Origin of the sequence: Acinetobacter sp. FDAARGOS_559 (genome assembly GCF_003940475.1) — a bacterium.
Taxonomy (GTDB): Bacteria; Pseudomonadota; Gammaproteobacteria; order Pseudomonadales; family Moraxellaceae; genus Acinetobacter; species Acinetobacter baumannii.
Genome location: NZ_RKJG01000005.1, coordinates 3,064,262 through 3,085,253, shown reverse-complemented (window position 1 = coordinate 3,085,253; position 20,992 = coordinate 3,064,262). Strand labels below are relative to the sequence as shown.

The window sequence follows — 20,992 nt, the reverse complement described above, 5'->3', positions numbered from 1 at the left end:
TTCTGACTGGGAGGTATTTCTCTTTAAGACTAAAGCATTAATGCTTTGATTACTATTAAGCCATATTTTCAAAGAATGAATTAAAAAATAGAACATGGAGTTGTTTCACATGGTTAGTGCCTATAACGAATTACCACGCACACCCGCAAACTTTGTTGCGTTATCCCCTCTGCGCTATTTAGAGCGCGCAGCTTATATCTACCCAGACCAAGCTTCTATTATTCATGGCAACCGTCAGATTTCATGGAAACAAACTTATCAGCGCTGCCGTCAATTTGCATCTCAGCTTCAACAATTAGGCATAGTTAAAAATGATACGGTTTCAGTTTTACTACCAAATGTACCAGCAATGATTGAAGCACATTTTGCTGTACCAATGGCGGGTGCTGTTCTTAATACCCTAAATACCCGTTTAGATGCTAAAACCATCGCTTTTATGCTAGAGCATGCTGAAACTAAAGTGCTTTTAGTTGACCCCGAGTTTGTTAATTTAGCAAGAGAAGCTTTATCGCTCATTCCTAACCAACATATTATTGTGATTGATGTTGCTGATGAAGAATATGAAGGCGAAAACCAATTCCTTGGTTCTTTCGAATATGAGGAATGGTTAGCTCAAGGTGATGCCAATTTTGAATGGCAATTACCTGAAGATGAGTGGGATGCAATTAGTTTAAATTACACCTCTGGAACCACTGGAAATCCTAAGGGCGTGGTTTATCATCACCGAGGTGCTTATTTAAATGCGGCTAGTAATATTTTAGCTTGTGGCATGAAACCTCGAGCCGTTTATTTATGGACACTTCCTCTGTTTCATTGTAATGGTTGGTGCTTTGCATGGAGTATTGCAGCAAGTGGCGGAACCAATATTTGTCTACGTAAAGTTGACCCAGAACTGGTGATGCAGCTTATTGCAAAACATAAGGTTGATTACTTCTGTGGTGCTCCAATCGTCCTATCTATGATTATTAATCTGCCTAAGGAAAAGCAGCCAAGCATAGAACATCATGTTGAAGTTATGGTGGCAGGTGCTGCTCCACCTGTCGCTGTCATTGAAGGTATGCGAAATATTGGAATTAATGTCAACCATGTGTATGGTTTAACCGAAACCTATGGACCATCTGCGCTTTGTGCTTCTCAAGCGGGATGGAGCGACCTCTCCATTACCGAGCAAGCGCAACTACACTCTCGTCAGGGTGTACCTTATCCTTTACAAGATAGTATGCGGGTGTTAGATCCTGAAACGATGCAGCCAGTTCCAAATGACGGTGAAACCATGGGAGAAATCATGTTCCGTGGCAATATTGTCATGAAAGGATATTTAAAAAATCCAAAGGCAACTGAGGAAGCTTTTGCAGGTGGCTGGTTCCACACTGGAGACTTAGCGGTTTGCCACCCAGATGGTTATGCAAAAATTACTGACCGCTCTAAAGATATTATTATTTCAGGTGGAGAAAATATTTCATCTTTAGAAGTCGAAGACGTTTTATATAAACATCCAGCAGTTTTAACAGCCGCTGTTGTGGCAAAACCTGACGAACGTTGGCAAGAAGTACCATGCGCATTTATTGAATTAAAAACTGGGGCTAGTGTCACGCCTGAAGAAATTATTGAGCATTGTCAAAAAGAACTTGCGCGCTTTAAAGTTCCTAAAGATGTGGTGATTACTGAAATTCCAAAAACCTCAACAGGTAAATTGCAAAAATTCATCTTGCGCGAATGGGCAAAAGAACGTGCTTAACCTGAACTCTATAAAAATAAAAAAGCGGCGTATCTAACGCCGCTTTTTATTTAAAACTGTATTAACCTTGATCTGACAATAGAGCAACCTGTTGTACATAGTTAATAAATTTCATTTTAGTTGCTTCAAGATCTGCTTCTGCAACTTGCTGGGTTTTATCACGATTAATTCTTAACACATGCTGACGTAAAGTATGTCGCTCGGATGCATTATAGATTTTGCTAAATTCATTGATTGCAGGGTCGCCCTGCTCGATCATACGATCTACCCAACGCATGAGTTGAGCTTGTTTTTTCGCGCCTTGCTGAGGAGTTAAATAAGATAAAATGACTGTCTCATCTTCATTGCGCAAGAGTTTACCAACACGCTGAAACTGACGACGGCGCGCTTCGAATGAACTAATATTCTGAACTTCCAAAAGAGCATCAATTAAACGCTCATCAACAGGAAGTTTTTGAATTTGTTTGATAGAAAGTTGTGCTAACTGCTCACCTAAAGCAGCCATACGTTGAACTGCTTTTTTCTGTTCGGTTTTACTTGCACGTCCTTCTAAAGAATCAAAATCTTCTTCAGTATAACGCTTGGGACGACGTGCCACGATTAATCTGCCTCATAAAATTTTGCGGCGAATAACGCCTGTACTTCATTTAATGCCTGTTCTTCGTCAGTGCCATCAATGACTAAACGTAAAGTAGTCCCTTTACCTGCACCTAACATCAGTAACGACATAATATTCTTTGCATCTACTAAATGATCGCCCTTACCAATTTGAATTGACGAACGAAACTTTGTAGTGACCTCTATCAGTTTTCCTGATGCACGTGCATGTAAACCGAGTTTATTAATTACATCAACAGTTGTGTCTATCATGACCAGTGCTTCATTTCTCTGTGTAAGACCTGAACAGACCATTCTGCCTCAAGTGCTTGTTTTAGTCTATCTACCATATAAACTGAACGATGCTGGCCGCCTGTGCAACCTATTGAAATCGTCATATAGTGACGATGCCCTTCAGCAAATGCCGGCAGCCATTTTTTTAAGAAGTGGAGAATGTCCTCAAACATTTCATTTGCTTGTGGACTTGCTTCTAAAAATTGTTTAACTGGCTCGTCTAAACCAGAAAAGCGGCGTAATTCTAAATCCCAATGCGGATTTGGTAAATGCCGTACGTCAAAAACATAGTCGGCATCTAAAGGAATGCCATGTTTATAACCAAATGACTGCAATATAACAATCAGATTATCTGACTGTCCTAGTTTTGATAGCAAGATATGTTTTAAATCGTGAACACTTTTATCTGTGGTATCAATGTGAACAGTGGCACGAAACTGAATTGGAATCAGCAACTGCTTTTCTTCATGAATACACTGTAAAAGGCTTTTGAAACGATTTGCTAACGGATGTGGACGACGTGAAGCACTAAATCGTGCAATCAAATCTTGATCTTGTGTCGTCAGATAAATCACATCAACCGTACCATGTTTTTGTAATTGCTCAAAAACATGGTCGAACTCTTGCATATCTGCCCGAGTACTTCGTACATCCACCCCTAAAGCAAGCTGCTCAAGATTATTTTCATGATCTAGCTTTGCCACAATTTCAGGCAGCAATGCCAAAGGTAAATTATCAATACAGTAGTAGCCCAAATCTTCTAATACTTGAAGAGCTGAAGATTTTCCTGAACCAGACTGTCCTGTCACGATAAGTATACGCTTCATGGCATGGCTGTCCTTTTATATATTATTGAGGTGTAAAGGCAACTTGTAGATTATCAATTAAGCGCGTTCCACCTAATTTTGCCGCGACAAACAACACAATATCACGATCAAATTGAGAAGCAGCTAACAAATTAGGTTGACGAGCCTCCACATAATCCACAACAAAACCATTGTCTGTCAACAGTGTTTTCAAATCTGCCAAGACTTGTTGTAAATCTTTACCTTGGTGTAATTGCTCTTCGGCTTGTTTTAAACCTTGATAAATGACTGGTGCAACCTGACGCTGTTCAGGAGTCAAGTAACCATTTCTTGAACTCAGTGCCAAACCGTCTTCTGCACGAACAATTGGTACGCCAATAACTTCTAACGGAATATTCAAATCCTGTACAAACTGGCGAATCACTGCTAATTGCTGGTAGTCTTTTTGACCAAAGAAAGCATAATTCGGTTGCACAATATTAAAGAGTTTGGTGACAACCAGTGCCACGCCATCAAAATGCCCCGGACGTGAGCTTCCACATAAATCATCCGTAATTTGACTGACGCTAATGTTAGTTAAGCGAGGTTGTGTACCGTACATTTGTTCAACTGATGGTGCAAAAATAATGTCACAGCCAACATCTGCAAGTAAACGACTATCCTGCTCTAACGTACGCGGATAATTATCAAAATCTTCACCCGGACCAAACTGTGTTGGGTTCACGAAGATACTCACAACCACAACATCACATAACTTTTTCGCTTCACGAACAAGAGTGAGGTGGCCTTCATGTAGATTTCCCATCGTTGGGACAAAACCAATGATTTTACGTGCAGCTCTAGCAGGATTTAAAGAAGCAGCTAAGCCTTGTATAGTGGTTTCTGTTTTCATGAATTACAGCTCAACTTGGAAAGTGTGTTCTTTAGCTGGGAACGACTGATCTTGTACAGCAGCATGAAAAGCTTTAAAAGCATCTAAAATCGCTGTTTCACCAGATTGTTCTTTCATAAAGTTACGTACAAAACGCGCAACTCGACCAAACGTTAGACCTAACATGTCTTGTACAACCAATACCTGGCCATCAGTCGCATTACCTGCCCCAATACCGATCACAGGAGTATTTGGGAACAATTCGGCAATTTCTTGACCTAATTGTGCCGGAACGCATTCAAGTAATAAAACTGCCGCGCCCGCTTCAACCACCGCTGTACAATCGGCAATAAGCTGATCGGCTGCTTCGCGCGTTCTAGCTTGTAACTTGTAGCCACCAAATACATGTACAGACTGCGGGGTTAAACCTAAATGTACACATACAGGCACACCATTACGTGTTAACACTTGGACAGTTTCACTTAGCCATGCACCACCTTCGATTTTGATCATTTGGGCACCAGCTTGCATAACTGTTTTCGCATTCTGCAAAGCATCGTTTAAAGTGGCATAACTCATAAATGGTAAGTCAGTCATAATTAAAGCATGCTGATTACCGCGACGGACTGCCGCTGTATGATAGGCCATGTCTTCAACAGTTACAGGTAAAGTTGAGTCACGCCCCTGAATTGCCATTCCAAGAGAATCACCAATTAAGATCGTATCAATTTCAGCAAGTTCCATTGCTTTTGCCATACTTGCATCGTAACAAGTTAGGCAAGAGAACTTACGTCCTTCGGCTTTAAATTTTCTTAAGTCACTTAGACTAATCATGATGGTATCCTCTACAGGAGTTTGCAGAACGTAATAAGTCCGGCTTTAAGCCCAAGACTCATCAGCAAGTACAGTCAGCGTTGGCTGCTGTATGAGTTCTAAATTTTTAAGTGGCTGATCATTAATATGTAGACCAGCATCTAAATCTAATAAAGGAATCACAACAAAATCTCGTTGTAATATTCCTACATGCGGCACCGTTAAGCGCTCATTTTGTATTTTTTCATTGCCATAAATTAGTAGATCAAGATCTAGAGTTCGCTCCCCCCAATGACGGAGTCTCACCCGCCCAGCTTCCTGCTCAAAACGCTGTAACTGGTCAAGTAAGTCCAGCGGAAGTAATTCGGTTTTTAGCTGAGCGACTGCATTTAGATAATTCGGCTGATCTTGGGGACCCATAGGGGGACTTTGGTAAAGTTTAGATACTTTCACTTCACCAAGAGATTTAAGTTTGGTTATCGCTTCAGATAGAATCTGGCGTGAATCACCTAGGTTACTTCCTAAGCCAATATATGTGGTTACTGTCATTGTGTCGGCCCAAAAATAACTTGGCTCAAATCACGTTGTACCCGCTTGCGCTTTAAAATTGGATGATCACTCATCACATTCGTTTGTGCTGCGGAAGATTTTTCAATAAAACGGTCAATAGACTGCTCTTGTCGTGCACGCTCTTTTTTACCACGACGGCTTCGAGGCTCTGGAACATCAACCAAAGGCTCAATTTCCGTATCAACTTTATTGCTTTCAACAGGCTCAGCAGCAACCTTACGACGACTTTTCGCCTTCTGACGATTATATTGGCTAATCGCAGCTTCTTTTTCGTCGTTTGACATTTCTTGGTAAGCTTCCCACCAGCTTCCCATTCCCTGTGTTGTGTCATCACCTGACTTTTCACGAAGTAATAAGAAGTCAAACCCAGCGCGGAAACGAGCATGGCTTGCCAATGCTTCAATTTGCTGTGGTTTTGGATTAAGCAAACGGGTTTGCATTTCCCAAACTTCACGAATAAAAGTTTCGGCAAAACGAGGAATAACTGTGCGTGTTGCTTGACGTTTTAAAACATCCAAACCTGCTTGAGCACGTGCTTCGGCCGGAACAACGCCTTTTGATAAATAAAAATCACAACGCTCTAAAAATGGCTGCCACAATAAAACCGCATAGAAAAATGCCGGATTAATCGTTTTACCCACCTGAATACGTTGATCAGTATTTTTTGCTGCACGTTGAATAAATGGAGTGAGATCCGGACGAATATCAGCAAAAAGCTGTTTCCACACGCCAAAGTCAATCAACATTGGTAATACGCGTGCCAAATGCCCCATTGTGAAAAGCTTTTGAGACTCATCGTATAAACGGTGTGGTGAAACATCACGAAGTAATTGCGTCATCTCAACATCAAAAATGTCGAGAATTGCCGGATCAATTTTAAAGTTGAGTTTAGCTGCAAAACGTAATGTCCGAAGCATACGCACCGGATCTTCTTCAAAACGTTGCACAGGATCGCCCAATAAACGTAAAGTCTTACTTTTGACATCATCAATTGCTTTACAGAAATCGAGCACAATACCCTTACGCGGCTGGTAGTACAGAGTATTGATAGAAAAATCGCGTCGAGCAAAGTCCTGTTCGATGGTTCCCCAGTTGTTGTCACGTAAAATCATGCCCGAAGCACTGGTCACCGCTTTTTTAGGAGGAGCACGGAAAGTGGCAACTTCGATTAGCTCACGTCCTGAATAGACATGTGCCAATTCAAATCGACGGCCAATAATTCGGCATCGACGGCCAAAAACTTCTTTAATTTGAGAAGGTGTTGCATTGGTGACTGCATCGAAATCTTTAGGATTGAGTCCTAGCATTAAATCACGGACACCACCCCCAACAATATAAGCTTCATAGCCTGCTTTAGTCAGGCTATCGATCACATCTAAAATCGAAGAAGGAAGTTGGGCTGTGGACAAACCACATTTTGACGCTCGCAAGGTTTGCAAAAGACGCTGTCTCCTACGTCAGGACGTAAATAACAAGTTGTCGCTAATCATAGCTCTAACACACACAAAGGGCAATTTGATTCTCTTAGATTGCGCAGGAAATGATAATTGACGAATAGAACTTTTATAAGGCTAAACGTGATTTATTTTTTTCAAAAATGGCTGGTCCAATTCCTTTAACGTTTTTAATTTCGTCAATATTTTTAAAGCTACCGTTCTTTTGTCTGTATTCTACAATCGCTTGAGCCTTTTTCTCACCTATACCTTTTAACTGCTGAAACTCATTTACATTCGCCTGATTCAAATGAATTTGCCCTGTAGAGTCATTAAAATTTTTAGTTTGAGAAATTTTAGAACCATTAGAATGAGAAAACTTAGAGATGTTTAACTTTTGGTCATACATCTGCTGTTTAGCCTTCCATTCTTGAAAGTTTTTGTCAAAAGATTGAGCGTAAACCGAAGGTGAAATTACTCCCAAGCACAAAATTATTAAAACAAAATACTTATTTTTCCAAAATCTCATGCTGTATTGCATGTGGTTTTTCCCCTGATTTTAATTGTCGTTTTGCCTGATTCCACAATTCATCCATTTCGGACAAGGTCATGTCTTCCAATGTTCTTTGCTGTTTTATGGCTTGCTCTTCAATAAAAGCAAAACGACTTCTAAATTTATGTATGGTTGATAAAAGTGAACTTTCACTTGAAATGCCAAGTTTACGTCCTACATTGACTAATGAAAACAGGCAGTCTCCAAATTCATCTTGAATTTCTTCACTATTTTGATTTTTAAGTGCCTCTTTAAACTCATCTAATTCTTCTTCTAATTTTGTATAAGCATCTTCTACCGTTTCAAAATCAAACCCAACTTTTGCAACATTTTTTTGAATTTCCTGCGCCTGAGATAGTGCTGGTCCATGTTTAATTTCATCTAATCTTGATTGTGGTTTTCCTTGCTTTTCTTGTTGTTTAATTTGTTTCCATAACTCACTTACTTGTTCTGGTGTTAAGTTGTTAAATTGGTCTGCTTGAAAAACGTGCGGATGGCGTCGTACTAATTTTTCGCTAATTGCCTCAACCACATCTTGAAAATTGAACGCCCCCTGCTCGCTAAACATTTGCGATTGAAATACCACTTGTAATAACAGATCACCCAATTCATTCCGAATTTCATTAATGTCACCTTGACGAATGGCAGCCTCGACTTCATATGCCTCTTCAATCGCATATTTAGTCAGTGACATTGGAGTTTGCTCTTGGTCCCACGGACATTTTTCACGTAGCTCTTGCATAATTTTAAGCAATTTATCCATGTAACCCTCAAGTTCAAAAAATTGGTCAGTAACTTTAAAATCTTAATTTGCTATGATCAAAATTAAAGCGGCAAATCATTCGTCATATTGTAACGATAAAGAGAAAAAAAGATGAAACATAGCATTCTGATTAGTGGCGCAGCTCAAGGTATTGGAGCAGAAATTGCACGGGTATTTTATCAGCGGGGTTATAAAGTCGGCATTTATGACATTAATGAGTCGCTTGCTCAAAATTTAGCGCAGGAATTAGGGCCGAATGCATGCGCAGGGTATCTAGATGTCAGTGACTACAGCCAGTGGCAACATATATTAAAAGAATTTACCGACTGGGCTGGCGAGCTTAATATTTTGGTGAATAACGCAGGGATTTTATATTCCGGAGCCTTTGAAAATATCGATATCAAGTCACACCAAAGAACAATCAATATTAATGTAAACGGCGTAATCAATGGTTGCCATGCTGCACTCCCTTATTTAAAGCAAGCTTCTTTTGCACGAGTCATTAATCTCTCTTCAGCTTCTGCAATTTACGGGCAAGCTGACCTCATTTCTTATTCGGCCAGTAAATTTGCAGTGAGAGGAATTACCGAAGGTTTAGATGTGGAATGGAAAAAATACGGTATTCGTGTTTTAGATGTGATGCCTTTATTTGTACAAACCGCAATGGTCAACAATATGGATGCAGGCTCTATTCAAAACATGGGAGTCGATTTAACGCCTAATGATATTGCTCAACAGGTACTTTCACTTGTAGAGAAAAAAGCTCATTTCTGGACACCGACTCACACTCCAGTTGGTATAAAAACCAAACTGCTTTATCAACTCTCAACAATAAGTCCCCAGTTTTTAAATCGCTTGACGAATATCTATCTATCAAGAAAGTAGCTTATAAAAAAGGCCGTCAATTGACTGCCTTTTTCTCAATTTAGTTAAACACCTTGTATCATGCGTCGTGCGCTAATAATCCCCGGTTGTTGCTCTAAACGAGCTAACAAACGTGAAAGCTGAGCCAAGCCTTTGACCTCAATGAGCAACTTCATATTAGCAATACCATCTGCCTCAGAAATTGTGTTCACCTGACGAATATTAATCTGGTCAGAGAAAATCACTTGAGTTAAGTCTTTGAGTAAGCCACGACGATCATAAGCCTCAACTACAATTTGAACACTTTGACCACGAGTTGGCTGCATTTCCCAATCCGCTTCAACAGCACGTTCTGGCTCTTGCTTGATCATGCGTTGATAATCAGAACACAAGACTTTATGAATACTTACCCCACGGTTCAACGTGATATAACCGGCAATTGATTCACCATGAACTGGTTGGCAACACTGCGCAATATGTAGCTCAACATTGTCTAAACCATCAATTAAGATGCCATGCGCAGACAGAGTATGGCTGGCACGTGGGTTTAATGTTGGTTTAAGTACCAGTTCAGGCTCATCCTGGTCCAGATGCATTTGACGATTAATCTGATTAATCAGGGCATGCAAACTAATATCGCCGCTGACCAGACTAACCAAAATATCATCCCCTGTTTTCACATTAAAATGTGACGAGTAATCGTTGAGATCAATACTCTTAGGGTGAATCGCCAATCGAGACAATTCTTTGTTGAGTAACTCACGACCAACTTCAAGGTTCTTACTACGGTCTTGCTGTCTGAACCAATGACGTAATTTGTCACGGGCACGAGCTGTCTTGATATAACCTAAAGAGTTCACCAACCAGTCACGGTTAGGCTCACGATCTTTCTTGGTTAAAATCTCAACCTGCTCACCTGTTTTTAGCGTATAGGTTAATGGTACATAGCGCTGGTTAACACGCGCTGCATAACATTTGTTTCCAACCTCTGTATGCACATGGTAAGCAAAGTCTAAAACTGTTGAGCCACGTGGTAGTTCTTTAATATCACCATCACGACTAAAGACATAAATCTTTTCAAAACCTTCAAAGTCTTGAAGCTGATCAAAACCTTCCGTCTCATCTTCATTTTGATGTACTGTTGTTTCATTACGTTCTTGATAATGTTCCAAAACAGCACGAAGCGAATGCAAACGGTGGTTAAAAGAGTGGTCGGTATTCTTTGAACCTTCTTTATAGTTAAAGTGCGAACATACCCCTAACTCTGCTTCGTCATGCATCTCATGAGTACGGATTTGTACCTCTAAAGATTTATTCTCAGCAATAACAGCAGTATGTAATGAGCGATAACCATTGGCTTTCGGGTTAGTAATATAGTCATCGAACTGATGTGGGATATGACGCCAAATCTGATGAACAATACCTAATGAGTGATAACACTCAGGTACGCTATTCACCAATACACGTAAAGCACGAATATCATAAAGCTGATCGAAACTTAGGTTTTTGCTTTTCATTTTTCGATAAATCGAATAAATGTGTTTTGCTCGACCTGTAATTTCAGCTTCAATACCATGCGCCGCCAATTCACTTTTTAAACGGTCTATCACGAACTGGATATAATGTTCACGCTCAAGACGTTTTTCATTGAGTAATGAAGCAATCTCTTTATAACGGTCTGGCGCCAAATAACGAAACGCTAAGTCTTCAAGTTCCCACTTCAGCTGTGCAATACCAAGGCGATGCGCTAATGGCGAATAAATAGTTAAAATTTCACGCGCCACACGCTCTTGACGTTCACGTGATGAGTTTGCCAACTCACGTAAAGAGTAAGTACGTTCAGCTAACTTAATTAAAACGACACGAACATCTTCGGTCACTGAAATCAGCATTTTATAAATGCCGCTTAAATGTTCCCGTTGGTTGTTATTAAAATGGTCTTCTAGTCGTTTATTTTTTTCAATAAGCTCTGAAAGCTTACCCATTGCCAAAGTACCTTTGACAAGGTTATAAACTTGCTCACCAAACTTTCGCTTTACTTCTTCTATATCAGTAATGTCCTCACGAACACTACGATAAAGCATTGCAGCAGATAAAGTATCTTCATCTACATGTAAATGCGCCAGAATATCAGCCATTCCAACACCAGTAGCAAATGTATTGGAACGATGATTAACCGTTGAATCTAACTCTTTTTGTAGGGTTAAATGCGCAACCTCTTCGAGTTGTTTAAGCTCTGCCCCATCTAATATTTCACGAACCCGATCCAACCATGAGGCTAAACCGACTTGTGTTTCGGCGGCATGCTCTACAGTCGTTTCCTCTGACAACTCAGTTAGTTGTTCAGGTAACTGTTCACGTACTGTGACCATACCATTCTCCTGGATATGTAACTCATGTTTTTAATCGTTTATCTCTTGAATTTTCTCAAATAAAGCAATCGATTCAACATGTTCTGTGTGCGTAAACATGTCCATAACCGCTGCTTTTTTTAACTGGTAACCATGTTGAACCAAAACACCTGCATCCCTTGCTAATGTTGCTGGATTACATGATACATAAACGATTCTTTTTGCTCCAAAGTTCGGTACATACTGCATAATTTCATATGCACCAGCACGAGGAGGATCAATCAATAATGCATCAAATCCTTGATTTGCCCAAGAATGATGCGAAAAATCTTTTGTTAAATCTTGTGAAAAGAAGCTTGCTTGCACCAGATTATTACGCTTTGCATTATCTGTTGCCCGCTGCACCATTTCTTCACTTGCTTCCACACCTACAACCTGACCCTTTGCACCAACACATCGTGCAAGTGGAAGCGAAAAATTACCTAACCCACAAAACAGATCTAGTACTCTTTCACCCTGTTGCAATTGAAGCAATTCACATGCCAATTGCACCATTTGTTCATTTACTGTGGCATTGACCTGCGTAAAATCCAATGGCGAAAAAGCAAAATTTACATCAAATGCATTTAAAGCATAATGTAATCGCATAGCTCCTTGTTCTTCATCAATACGACGAAGACTTTCGGATCCTTTAGGTTGCAAATACAACTGCCAGCCTTTGTGTAACGCAAATTGTCTTAATTGGTTGACATCAGCATTGTTTAGTTTTTCGATATGGCGAACTAATAAAGATGTTTCATGATCACCTTTTGCTAATTCTACATGACCAATATGCGCTTTGCCTTTTAGACTTTGGAGTAAATTACGCAATTCTGGCAGACTATCTGATAACTTTTTATCCAAAACGCTACAAGTATGGATAGATGTTAAACGATTACTATGATGCTCACGGAAACCTAGAATCAAACGGTCCTGTTTTGGTAAATAGCGCACACCTATTCGAGCACGACGGCGATAATCACTTTGCAAAGAACGAATTGGTTCTAACCATTGTTCAGGCTGAATACCAGCAAAGTGTTGCAAGTGTGACTGAAGGACATTTTGCTTTAAACGGATCTGCTCATCAGGGTGGATGTGCTGCATGCTACACCCCCCGCAAATACCATAATGAGGACAAACTGCCTCTACACGATTTGCTGAAGGTTCTGCTAAAAGCGCTACCATTTCAGCTTCTTCAAGCCGCTTAGCCTCATGCGTAATTTGGGCTTTTACTGTTTCTCCAGGCAACGCATAACGAATAAACACTTTTTTACCATGCTTATCTGCTGGATGGTCTGGATGAGAACCATAATGCGCAATTCCCCGCCCCTCATGAGAAAGAGTTTCAACCTGAAAAATATATTCGGGTTGTTGAGGTTTACGAGATTTGGCTTGCTGTTTCAAAGAATGAACCTAAAAATTTAAAGGATTAAAATAGTGGAACGTAAATTCGGTATGTTTCGATGTACGTTGCCACACCTCAAGAAAATCGGCTTGCTGAGGCATAGTCTGTAAATACTCAATACTCGAACTAATCCAGTGGTTATGCTCATCTACATTCATTTGGCCTTTGAGCAATAGCCAACGCAAATAAATAAACCATGTATTGAGCACATCACCTTCACAATAACTGGTTAACTTTAACCATTGTTCTGTACGTACATATTCAGGCACATAATAACCCGACTCACCACGTTTACCTGGTAAACCTAAAATACAGGCTACATCATCGAGTTTCTGGAAATTACGGCCATTAAACATTGCCATAACATCCATTAAATCAATATGACGGTGGTGATAACGGTTTTGGTAATTATTAAAACGCTTCTGACTATCAAGCTCGCCTTGATCAAATAACCCGGGTGCCGAAAGACCATGATACATGGCACGGAACAAAATGACGGGCAAATCAAATTGCGAACCATTCCAGCTCACTAAAGTTGGATGACGCTTATCAAAAATGGATAAAAATTTCTGTAAAATTTCAGCTTCCGAATAGTGTTCCCGACTAAAAGAAAATAATCTGAAACCTGATTCATCAATCCACAAACCAGAAATACAAACGATTTCATGTAAAGGCAAACGCTGAAAATCCATGCCGGATTCTTGGCGACGGATTTTTGTGAGTGCCTGTTCAACATCTGCCTCTGGCAAATCAAGATGATATAAATGCGCTCCCGCTTTTAAATCAGTTAAAGTTTCAATATCAAAAACTAAAGTAGGAAAACGCATTTTTTCTCTCAATTATGAGTCATCAGTCCTGTACTGAGAACAGGCCTGTAGACAAGTAGCGATCACCACGGTCACAGATAATGCAAACAATCACAGCATCTGGATTTTCTTCTGCAATTTTTACTGAAGCCCATACCGCCCCGCCAGAAGATGTACCTGCACTAATTCCTTCCTCACGTGCTAAACGGCGAGCCGTTTTTTCCGCTTCAATTTGCGGAATATCCATAATTTGATCAACACGCTTTGGTTCGAAAATTGTAGGTAAATATTCTTGTGGCCAACGGCGAATACCGGCAATATTTGAACCTTCAGAAGGTTGTAAACCAATAATTTGAATATCTGGATTTTGTTCTTTTAAATACTTAGAAACACCCATAATGGTACCGGTTGTACCCATTGAACTTACAAAATGGGTAATCTTTCCACCTGTTTGTTTCCAAATTTCAGGACCAGTCGTAAGGTAATGAGCTTCCACATTATCTGGATTGCCAAACTGATTGAGGACTAAACCTAGACCTTCAGCTTGCATTTGCAAAGCCATATCTCGTGCAGCTTCCATATTCGGCGCTTCAATCAATTCTGCGCCATAAGCACGCATGGCGTCCTTACGCTCCTGACTTGAATTCCCTGGCATAATCAGTTTCATTTTATAGCCGCGCATCGCTGCAACCATAGCTAAAGCAATACCGGTATTACCACTGGTAGCTTCAACCAATGTATCACCTGGTTTAATTTGACCACGCTTTTCAGCCTGCATAATCATGTTATATGCAGGACGATCTTTTACAGAACCTGCTGGATTATTACCTTCCAATTTTGCTAAAACCGTTGCCTGCGTATGACAAGCCAAGCGCTGCAAACGGACCAGAGGTGTTTTACCTACATAGTGATCTAACAAAAATTCGTCGGCTAAAAAATCAGGTTGTGTATTACTCATGATCAACACCTAAATCGGGGTGGCACTATTGTATGAAAAAATGATCGGTACTGCATCCATTTCACTATGCTTTTTAATGAAAGTGATTAAAGCCCAGTCAGTTATAAAATGCCGTCTGTTTTAAAATAAAGCGTGATAATATGCCCTACAGAGAGATCAATCTGATGTAGCTATGTCTAATTTCAATAAAACCTTATCGAAACGCTTACGTCTGAATCATGCATATGGGCAATTAATTGCTCTTATTTTTGTGCCCATTATGATTTTAACGTGTGTTGGGGCTTTTCTGGTTTTAACTGAAACATCACGTTCTGCAAAGCAACAACAATTGCATCATGCCTCAGCGATTTTGGCACGCTACAATCAAATTGCTAAAGATCTCTACACATTAGTAGAACTACAACCAGACGAATATGATCATGCTCAACATATTATGCAAAGTATGTTTAGCGAGAAAAATCTAAAGCGTGCTGCTTTAATTGATAGTAATGGTCAGACTTATTTAAGTATCGGTTATCGAGATAATCGTTACTGGCCTAACTTCACACAAAACAATAACTTTTTTGGTCCGATCTCTTATAACCATAATAATATTTATGGAGTCCGTATCATTGATACCGCAGGGAAGCCCCCTGTCTGGCTCTTGATTGAAATGGATAATCAACCACTTGAATTAGCGCGTTATCGCATTTTGATTGCTTTAGTCATTACTGGCCTGATGACTTTATTATTACTTTTGCTCTGTCTTAACTTTTATTCTCGCCGCTGGATTGCACCCATGTATGAAATACGTATGCAATTACAGCGTCTCAATGCAGACACTTTAGACCAACACATCGTGATTAACAGTTCCGGTGAGTTAAGATTACTCCAGCGCGATATCGCAAACGTGGTGAAACGCTTACACTTTAGTTTTTTAGAGTTAAAAGAACATACCGAGCAAACAGAAGAAGACTTACGCAGAACTTTAGATACTTTAGAAGTTCAAAACATTACTTACCGTCAAGCACGCGACCAAGCCATTTCATCTAATCAGGCAAAATCGGTTTTTCTTGCCAATATCAGTCATGAACTTCGTACACCGCTTAATAGTATTGATGGCTTTATTCATTTATTACTTCGCCAACAAAATTTAAGTAACGAACAGAACCTTTATTTACAAACTATTCGCAAGTCCTCCGCCCATTTATTAGCATTAATTAATGATGTATTAGATTTCTCAAAAATTGATGCAGGTAAACTGGAACTTGAAACAGCACCTTTTGACTTAGAAGAAGCTGTATTTGATGTCATGGATATGTTGTCACCTTTGGCTGCACAAAAGCATATTGCCATGGCTTTTTATTATGCAGATAACATTCCTCAACAGGTAATTGGTGATGCTTTACGCTTTAAGCAAATTTTGACCAATTTGATTTCCAATGCCATCAAGTTCACGCCAGACGGTGAAATTATTGTTCGTGTACGTATGGAACATGATGACATCGGTCAGTGCTTGCTTCATTTTAGTGTTCAGGACAGTGGTATTGGTTTAAGTGGTACAGACCGTAAAAAATTATTTGAGTCGTTTTCGCAAGGCGATGCATCTGTTACCCGCCAATTTGGTGGTACAGGCTTAGGTCTGGCAATTTCTAAACAATTGGTTCATCTCATGCATGGCCAAATTGGCTTTGAAGATAACCAAGAACGTGCTCCAACAGAAAAAGGTTCAACATTCTGGTTTACTGCACAGTTTGCTGTAGATGAAGAACATGAGATTGAACATCCTCACTTCGAACATTTACAAGTGGTGTCTTATTTAGCTCACCCTGCAACAGCGAGTGTTTTACGCTACTATCTTGAAAATTATCAAGTACCACATATTGAAACTCAATCTATTCTGGACTTGTTTAGCCGCTTAAAACATCTCGACCAGAAAGACAATACATGGCTCATTGTTGATCATAGTGGTGATACTGAAGCTCTACTCAAAGAAATTCGTAGCCGCTATCAAGGTAACTTAGCAGTTTACGGCTATCAAATGACGCTTGAGCCAAACATGCTCACCGAATATCGCGCTCGCCCACTTTATCAACCATTAAGCCGCAGTGGCCTCATTCAATTATTAAGTGACCAACCTATCTTTGAAGAGGAACAACAAGACTTTAATGGACAGGGGTTACATATTTTGGCGGTTGATGACCATTTACCTAACTTAATTGTTTTAGAAGCATTATTAGGTGAGTTAAATGTCAAAACTACTAAGGCCTTAAGTGGACAAGAAGCGCTTAATATTATTCAAGAAAGAATTGATCAGAAACTTAAACCATTTGATTTGGTATTTATGGACATTCAAATGCCGGTTATGTCGGGCATTGATACCACACGTGCGATCCGCTCTTTAGAATCCACTTTAGATGGGGAAATGCAACTTCCAATTATTGCTCTAACAGCCCACGCGCTTGCAGATGAAAAGCAAAAGCTTCTTAAAGTTGGTATGAATGACTATGTCACCAAACCAATTCAAATGGAGCAAATCATTCAAATTTTAACGCAATGGACGAAAAACAACTTTACTGCGCAAAATCTAGCTAAAGATCATCATGTGGTTGCAGAAGCATTAGATCCAGAAATTTTAAATTGGCAGCAAAGTTTACAACTGGCAGCAAACAAAGAAGATTTAGCTCAAGATCTTCTCAAAATGTTGGTAGATAGCTTCCCAACCGAGCTAGAAGAAATGCAACAACTCATTGAGCTTGAAGACTTTCCTCAGCTTGAGCATGTACTACACCGTCTTTATGGTGCTACACGCTATGTAGGCACACCAAAACTTCAACAAGTGACAGGTGACTTTGAACAATTTATTTCTACGCTACGCAAAGAACGCCGTAGAGCTGACGATGGCTTCATTGAAGAAGTCATGAGACGTTTCGATGAATTAGGTCTCGTCATTAAAGAAGTTGAGAGTGCAGCTCATCAAATTTTAGTCATACCAGATTAAATAATAGTTGCTAAATAGGCATGACTGACCTGTCATGTTTCCAATTTCCAGCCATGCTATGCTCCGCTTATCGATAAAAAAATAAGCGGGAATTTCATGGCACTATTACGTATTGAGAAAAATAATGGCATTGCAACAGTTTATCTAAACCGTCCTGATAAACGTAACGCTATGAGTTTTGCTCTACTCAAAGAACTCGTAACAACGGCTAAAGCTATACAAAAAGACCGAGATATCCGCTGTGTAATTTTGACGGGTGAAGCACAAGTGTTTAGTGCTGGTATTGATTTATCTGACTTAAACAATCCTAAGAACTCTGCATTTGCCATTTGGGAACTTGTTAAACCAGGACAAAGTCTTTTCCAAAAAGCCTTTCTTATTTGGCAAAATTTGCCCGTCCCTGTTATTGCCGCTCTTGAAGGTTATTGTTTTGGGGCAGGTATGCAACTTGCACTAGCTGCCGATATCCGCATTGCCCACCCAGACACTAAAATGTCGATTATGGAAAGCCGCTGGGGCTTAGTACCCGATATGGGACTTACCCGTTCGCTCAAAGGCTTGATTGGAGTTGACCTTGCAAAAGAGCTGACTTTAACTGCCCGTGTTTTTGATGGAAATTATGCAAAAGATATTGGACTTGTGACTCACTTAAGTGAGAACCCATTAGAAAAAGCAAATGCGATCGCTTCGGAAATGTTACAGCGCTCACCTGATGCATTGACTGCTGCAAAACGTGTACTAGATGCAATGGAACATCAACCAGAAAAATCATTACGCTTAGAAAAAATCTGGCAACTTAAATTATTACTTGGTAAAAATAGCAAACTTGCTCGTAAAAAAGACAAACATCCGGAAGTTAAATTTTTACCACGCCAATATAGATAAGAGCTTTATTATGAATTTTGATCGTAATACTCCTATTGCTTTTTTAGGCATAGGTCTTATGGGAAGCCGTATGGCAAGCCGTCTTATACAAGCCGGCTTTCAGGTCGCAGTATGGAATCGAACAGCATCTGCTTGTGAAGAACTTATTGATATTGGCGCACATGCACTCGATCTTTCCAACATCGGACAGTACCCACTCATTTTAACTTGCCTAGCCGACGATAAAGCTGTGCAAGCAGTATTTGATCAAATTCAAACAAACTTAAAAGCGGGTCAGGTCATTGTCGACTTCTCAAGTCTCTCTGTTGCTGCGACAAAAGCACTTGCTCAGGCTGCTGCTTCACAAGATGTGATATGGATTGACTCCCCTGTTTCAGGCGGTACAGCTGGGGCAGAACAAGGCACGCTAGTCATTTTTGCAGGTGGCGATGCTCAAACTATTGAAGCTTTAAGTCCTGTTTATAATGTTCTTTCCCAACGTGTCACAAGAATGGGAGATACAGGCACAGGACAAGCAACTAAAATTTGCAATCAACTCATTGTGGCAGCAAACAGCGCCTTGATTGCCGAAGCAGTTGCACTGGCAGATCGGGCGGGCGTAGATACCACTTTACTCGCTCCTGCCCTAGCTGGCGGATTTGCCGACTCAAAACCTTTTCAAATACTGGCACCACGTATGGCGACTCATACTTTCGAACCTGTTCAGTGGAAAGTTCAAACATTATCGAAAGACCTTAACAACGCAGTAACATTGGCTAACAATGTTAATTTAGACATCCCCGTTGCACAAAAAGCTCTATTACAGCTACAAACTCACCAAAAAAATGGCTTTGCTGAGAAAGATTTAGCTACTATGATTCAAGTAGTAGAGCAATAATAAACGGAGTTTGTGTATGGGTCGTCTTGCCGTTAACTTATCCATGATTTTTACCGAAGTTCCTTTAATTGAACGCTTTGCATTAGCCCATGCAGAGGGCTTTGAACATGTAGAAATTCAATTCCCATACGAGCTTGCCATTTCTGATATTCAAGACCAACTTGAACGTTACAACTTAAATTTATGTTTAATTAACGTTCCTGCTGGTGACCTTATGCAAGGTGGAAATGGCTTAGCAGGTATACCGGGTCAAGAGGCAGCATTTCGTGAAGCATTACAGTTAGCAATTCGCTATGCCACAGCATTAAAAGTACCACGTGTTAACATTTTGGCAGGCAAGCAACCTCAAGACTCTGACTTACTTCCTTGCCTTAAGACACTTGCAAGCAACTTAAAATTAGCCTGTGATTTACTGACAGAACACGATATTGAACCTGTATTTGAAATGATTAATGGCACAGATATGCCACGCTTTTTGGTACAGAACATTGCCCAAGCCCAAGAAATGCTAGAAGCAGTCAATCACCCTGCCTTAAAAATGCAATATGACTGTTACCATATGGCAATGATGGGTGAAGATGTACTTGAAGGGTTACAAGAAAATATTCACCAGATTGGCCATATTCAGTTTGCAGATTGTCCGGGACGCCATGAACCCGATACAGCTCAAATACCGTATGAGCAAATTTTTTCATGGATTAAGCAAAGTGCTTATGAGGGCTATATTGCGGCAGAATATAAACCTAAAAATGGCTCAAATCAGTCATTTACATGGAAAAAGAAATATTTTTCCGATGATGTAAATATATAAACTGTTACTAGTTTTGTTTGAAATTCTGAGTGAAAACCACTATATTAGATAGTGAGTAATTGTCAGGAAAATATACCCTATATGAATTTAGAACCATCGCCCAGCGTGTCTAATTCTCACGATTTCGCAATGAACACCTCAAATAAAGACGTACAAGCTTGTCTTAAAGTCGTCCATGACGCTTTAGTTGATGTAAAAGCAAAAGATATTCTACAGTTAGATGTTAGTTCTATTAGCAATGTTGCTGATGCTATTGTCATCGCGAGTGGTACTTCTACTCGTCACGTCAAAGCACTTGCTGACAATGTTGCAGAAGAAGCTCGAAAAGCTGGTTTCCGCCCGATTGGCGTTGAAGGCGAACGAGATGCCGAATGGATCTTAATCGATCTTGGCTTTGTTGTAGTACATGTGATGCTACCAACTGCCCGCAAATTCTATGATTTAGAAAGCTTATGGCGTACTGCTCCAGAGTCGGTCGCATAAAATTTTGCTTTTAAAAAAAGCGGCTCTTTTGAGCCGCTTTTTGTTTATATACTTACTCAAACTTTTATTATTTAAACAGCCACCCTTACTCTCAC

General features: G+C 40.0%; 20 protein-coding genes. 7 read left to right on the top strand and 13 right to left on the bottom strand.

Annotated features, from left to right (window positions below; genetic code table 11):
* The first annotated feature begins 109 nt into the window (after positions 1 to 109).
* On the top strand, positions 110 to 1,738 hold the full coding sequence (locus EGS71_RS16300; RefSeq protein ID WP_000253052.1) for an acyl-CoA synthetase: 1,629 nt from the start codon (positions 110 to 112) through the stop codon (positions 1,736 to 1,738).
* Between the two features lie 61 nt (positions 1,739 to 1,799).
* On the opposite strand, the gene yjgA is transcribed toward EGS71_RS16300, so the two are convergent.
* From yjgA to mazG, 9 genes are all read right to left on the bottom strand, one after another.
* Positions 1,800 to 2,336: a ribosome biogenesis factor YjgA gene (yjgA, locus tag EGS71_RS16295; RefSeq protein ID WP_000124014.1), complete on the bottom strand. Its 537-nt coding sequence runs from the start codon at positions 2,334 to 2,336 to the stop codon at positions 1,800 to 1,802.
* Positions 2,337 to 2,338: 2 nt separating this feature from the next.
* A complete protein-coding gene (locus EGS71_RS16290; RefSeq protein WP_000567533.1) occupies positions 2,339 to 2,608 on the bottom strand; it encodes an HPr family phosphocarrier protein in 270 nt (89 codons plus the stop codon).
* Entirely contained in the window at positions 2,605 to 3,456 is an 852-nt protein-coding gene (gene rapZ, locus EGS71_RS16285; protein ID WP_000821671.1) for an RNase adapter RapZ, read from the bottom strand. Before rapZ ends, EGS71_RS16290 begins: the two co-directional genes overlap by 4 nt.
* Before the next feature lie 22 nt (positions 3,457 to 3,478).
* Entirely contained in the window at positions 3,479 to 4,327 is an 849-nt protein-coding gene (gene panC / locus EGS71_RS16280; protein WP_000846362.1) for a pantoate--beta-alanine ligase, read from the bottom strand.
* Positions 4,328 to 4,330: 3 nt separating this feature from the next.
* On the bottom strand, positions 4,331 to 5,140 hold the full coding sequence (gene panB / locus EGS71_RS16275) for a 3-methyl-2-oxobutanoate hydroxymethyltransferase (protein ID WP_000624763.1): 810 nt from the start codon (positions 5,138 to 5,140) through the stop codon (positions 4,331 to 4,333).
* 45 nt (positions 5,141 to 5,185) lie between these two features.
* On the bottom strand, positions 5,186 to 5,668 hold the full coding sequence (folK, locus tag EGS71_RS16270; protein WP_000219221.1) for a 2-amino-4-hydroxy-6-hydroxymethyldihydropteridine diphosphokinase: 483 nt from the start codon (positions 5,666 to 5,668) through the stop codon (positions 5,186 to 5,188).
* Positions 5,665 to 7,128, bottom strand: a complete 1,464-nt coding sequence (pcnB, locus tag EGS71_RS16265) for a polynucleotide adenylyltransferase PcnB (RefSeq protein ID WP_001194201.1) — start codon at positions 7,126 to 7,128, stop codon at positions 5,665 to 5,667. Before pcnB ends, folK begins: the two co-directional genes overlap by 4 nt.
* Positions 7,129 to 7,252: 124 nt before the next feature.
* A complete protein-coding gene (locus tag EGS71_RS16260; RefSeq protein ID WP_001200146.1) occupies positions 7,253 to 7,663 on the bottom strand; it encodes a ComEA family DNA-binding protein in 411 nt (136 codons plus the stop codon).
* The gene (gene mazG, locus EGS71_RS16255; RefSeq protein WP_000359485.1) at positions 7,632 to 8,438 is read right to left on the bottom strand and encodes a nucleoside triphosphate pyrophosphohydrolase; all 807 of its coding nucleotides are present in this window, start codon (positions 8,436 to 8,438) and stop codon (positions 7,632 to 7,634) included. Before mazG ends, EGS71_RS16260 begins: the two co-directional genes overlap by 32 nt.
* Positions 8,439 to 8,549: 111 nt before the next feature.
* Between mazG and EGS71_RS16250 the strand changes: the two genes are divergently transcribed.
* Positions 8,550 to 9,323, top strand: coding sequence for an SDR family oxidoreductase (locus EGS71_RS16250; RefSeq protein WP_000682841.1), 774 nt, complete (start codon positions 8,550 to 8,552; stop codon positions 9,321 to 9,323).
* Between the two features lie 44 nt (positions 9,324 to 9,367).
* Here EGS71_RS16250 and EGS71_RS16245 read toward each other — a convergent pair whose 3' ends face one another.
* From EGS71_RS16245 to cysM, 4 genes are read right to left on the bottom strand one after another with little or no spacing between them, the layout of a single operon-like run.
* Positions 9,368 to 11,674: a RelA/SpoT family protein gene (locus EGS71_RS16245; RefSeq protein ID WP_000259109.1), complete on the bottom strand. Its 2,307-nt coding sequence runs from the start codon at positions 11,672 to 11,674 to the stop codon at positions 9,368 to 9,370.
* 30 nt (positions 11,675 to 11,704) lie between these two features.
* Positions 11,705 to 13,096 carry a 23S rRNA (uracil(1939)-C(5))-methyltransferase RlmD gene (gene rlmD / locus EGS71_RS16240; RefSeq protein WP_000813068.1) on the bottom strand — a complete coding sequence of 464 codons (1,392 nt, stop codon included), beginning with the start codon at positions 13,094 to 13,096 and terminating at the stop codon, positions 11,705 to 11,707.
* 9 nt (positions 13,097 to 13,105) lie between these two features.
* Positions 13,106 to 13,924, bottom strand: a complete 819-nt coding sequence (locus EGS71_RS16235) for a 3'-5' exonuclease (protein ID WP_001212166.1) — start codon at positions 13,922 to 13,924, stop codon at positions 13,106 to 13,108.
* A 22-nt stretch (positions 13,925 to 13,946) separates the two neighbouring features.
* Positions 13,947 to 14,861, bottom strand: a complete 915-nt coding sequence (cysM, locus tag EGS71_RS16230) for a cysteine synthase CysM (protein WP_000072604.1) — start codon at positions 14,859 to 14,861, stop codon at positions 13,947 to 13,949.
* Between the two features lie 172 nt (positions 14,862 to 15,033).
* Here cysM and EGS71_RS16225 point away from each other — a divergent pair, with 172 nt between their 5' ends.
* The 5 genes from EGS71_RS16225 (at position 15,034) to rsfS (ending at position 20,897) form a co-directional block, all read left to right on the top strand.
* Positions 15,034 to 17,841, top strand: coding sequence for an ATP-binding protein (locus EGS71_RS16225; RefSeq protein WP_000064534.1), 2,808 nt, complete (start codon positions 15,034 to 15,036; stop codon positions 17,839 to 17,841).
* Positions 17,842 to 17,937: 96 nt separating this feature from the next.
* The gene (locus tag EGS71_RS16220) at positions 17,938 to 18,726 is read left to right on the top strand and encodes a crotonase/enoyl-CoA hydratase family protein (RefSeq protein ID WP_001196726.1); all 789 of its coding nucleotides are present in this window, start codon (positions 17,938 to 17,940) and stop codon (positions 18,724 to 18,726) included.
* 10 nt (positions 18,727 to 18,736) lie between these two features.
* Complete coding sequence (locus EGS71_RS16215) at positions 18,737 to 19,603, top strand: NAD(P)-dependent oxidoreductase (RefSeq protein WP_001008365.1); 867 nt, start codon at positions 18,737 to 18,739, stop codon at positions 19,601 to 19,603.
* A gap of 16 nt (positions 19,604 to 19,619) precedes the next feature.
* Positions 19,620 to 20,414, top strand: a complete 795-nt coding sequence (locus EGS71_RS16210; protein WP_000532984.1) for a hydroxypyruvate isomerase family protein — start codon at positions 19,620 to 19,622, stop codon at positions 20,412 to 20,414.
* Between the two features lie 81 nt (positions 20,415 to 20,495).
* On the top strand, positions 20,496 to 20,897 hold the full coding sequence (gene rsfS, locus EGS71_RS16205) for a ribosome silencing factor (protein WP_001047580.1): 402 nt from the start codon (positions 20,496 to 20,498) through the stop codon (positions 20,895 to 20,897).
* Positions 20,898 to 20,992: the final 95 nt, after the last annotated feature.

What these genes read in the sequence shown, in the direction of transcription:
- EGS71_RS16300 (WP_000253052.1), top strand. Translation starts at nt 110, where the DNA reads ATGGTTAGTGCCTATAACGAATTACCACGCACACCCGCAAACTTTGTT.
- EGS71_RS16290 (WP_000567533.1), bottom strand. Translation starts at nt 2,608, where the DNA reads ATGATAGACACAACTGTTGATGTAATTAATAAACTCGGTTTACATGCA.
- rapZ (WP_000821671.1), bottom strand. Translation starts at nt 3,456, where the DNA reads ATGAAGCGTATACTTATCGTGACAGGACAGTCTGGTTCAGGAAAATCT.
- panC (WP_000846362.1), bottom strand. Translation starts at nt 4,327, where the DNA reads ATGAAAACAGAAACCACTATACAAGGCTTAGCTGCTTCTTTAAATCCT.
- panB (WP_000624763.1), bottom strand. Translation starts at nt 5,140, where the DNA reads ATGATTAGTCTAAGTGACTTAAGAAAATTTAAAGCCGAAGGACGTAAG.
- folK (WP_000219221.1), bottom strand. Translation starts at nt 5,668, where the DNA reads ATGACAGTAACCACATATATTGGCTTAGGAAGTAACCTAGGTGATTCA.
- EGS71_RS16260 (WP_001200146.1), bottom strand. Translation starts at nt 7,663, where the DNA reads ATGCAATACAGCATGAGATTTTGGAAAAATAAGTATTTTGTTTTAATA.
- mazG (WP_000359485.1), bottom strand. Translation starts at nt 8,438, where the DNA reads ATGGATAAATTGCTTAAAATTATGCAAGAGCTACGTGAAAAATGTCCG.
- EGS71_RS16250 (WP_000682841.1), top strand. Translation starts at nt 8,550, where the DNA reads ATGAAACATAGCATTCTGATTAGTGGCGCAGCTCAAGGTATTGGAGCA.
- EGS71_RS16245 (WP_000259109.1), bottom strand. Translation starts at nt 11,674, where the DNA reads ATGGTCACAGTACGTGAACAGTTACCTGAACAACTAACTGAGTTGTCA.
- EGS71_RS16235 (WP_001212166.1), bottom strand. Translation starts at nt 13,924, where the DNA reads ATGCGTTTTCCTACTTTAGTTTTTGATATTGAAACTTTAACTGATTTA.
- cysM (WP_000072604.1), bottom strand. Translation starts at nt 14,861, where the DNA reads ATGAGTAATACACAACCTGATTTTTTAGCCGACGAATTTTTGTTAGAT.
- EGS71_RS16225 (WP_000064534.1), top strand. Translation starts at nt 15,034, where the DNA reads ATGTCTAATTTCAATAAAACCTTATCGAAACGCTTACGTCTGAATCAT.
- EGS71_RS16220 (WP_001196726.1), top strand. Translation starts at nt 17,938, where the DNA reads ATGGCACTATTACGTATTGAGAAAAATAATGGCATTGCAACAGTTTAT.
- EGS71_RS16215 (WP_001008365.1), top strand. Translation starts at nt 18,737, where the DNA reads ATGAATTTTGATCGTAATACTCCTATTGCTTTTTTAGGCATAGGTCTT.
- EGS71_RS16210 (WP_000532984.1), top strand. Translation starts at nt 19,620, where the DNA reads ATGGGTCGTCTTGCCGTTAACTTATCCATGATTTTTACCGAAGTTCCT.
- rsfS (WP_001047580.1), top strand. Translation starts at nt 20,496, where the DNA reads ATGAATTTAGAACCATCGCCCAGCGTGTCTAATTCTCACGATTTCGCA.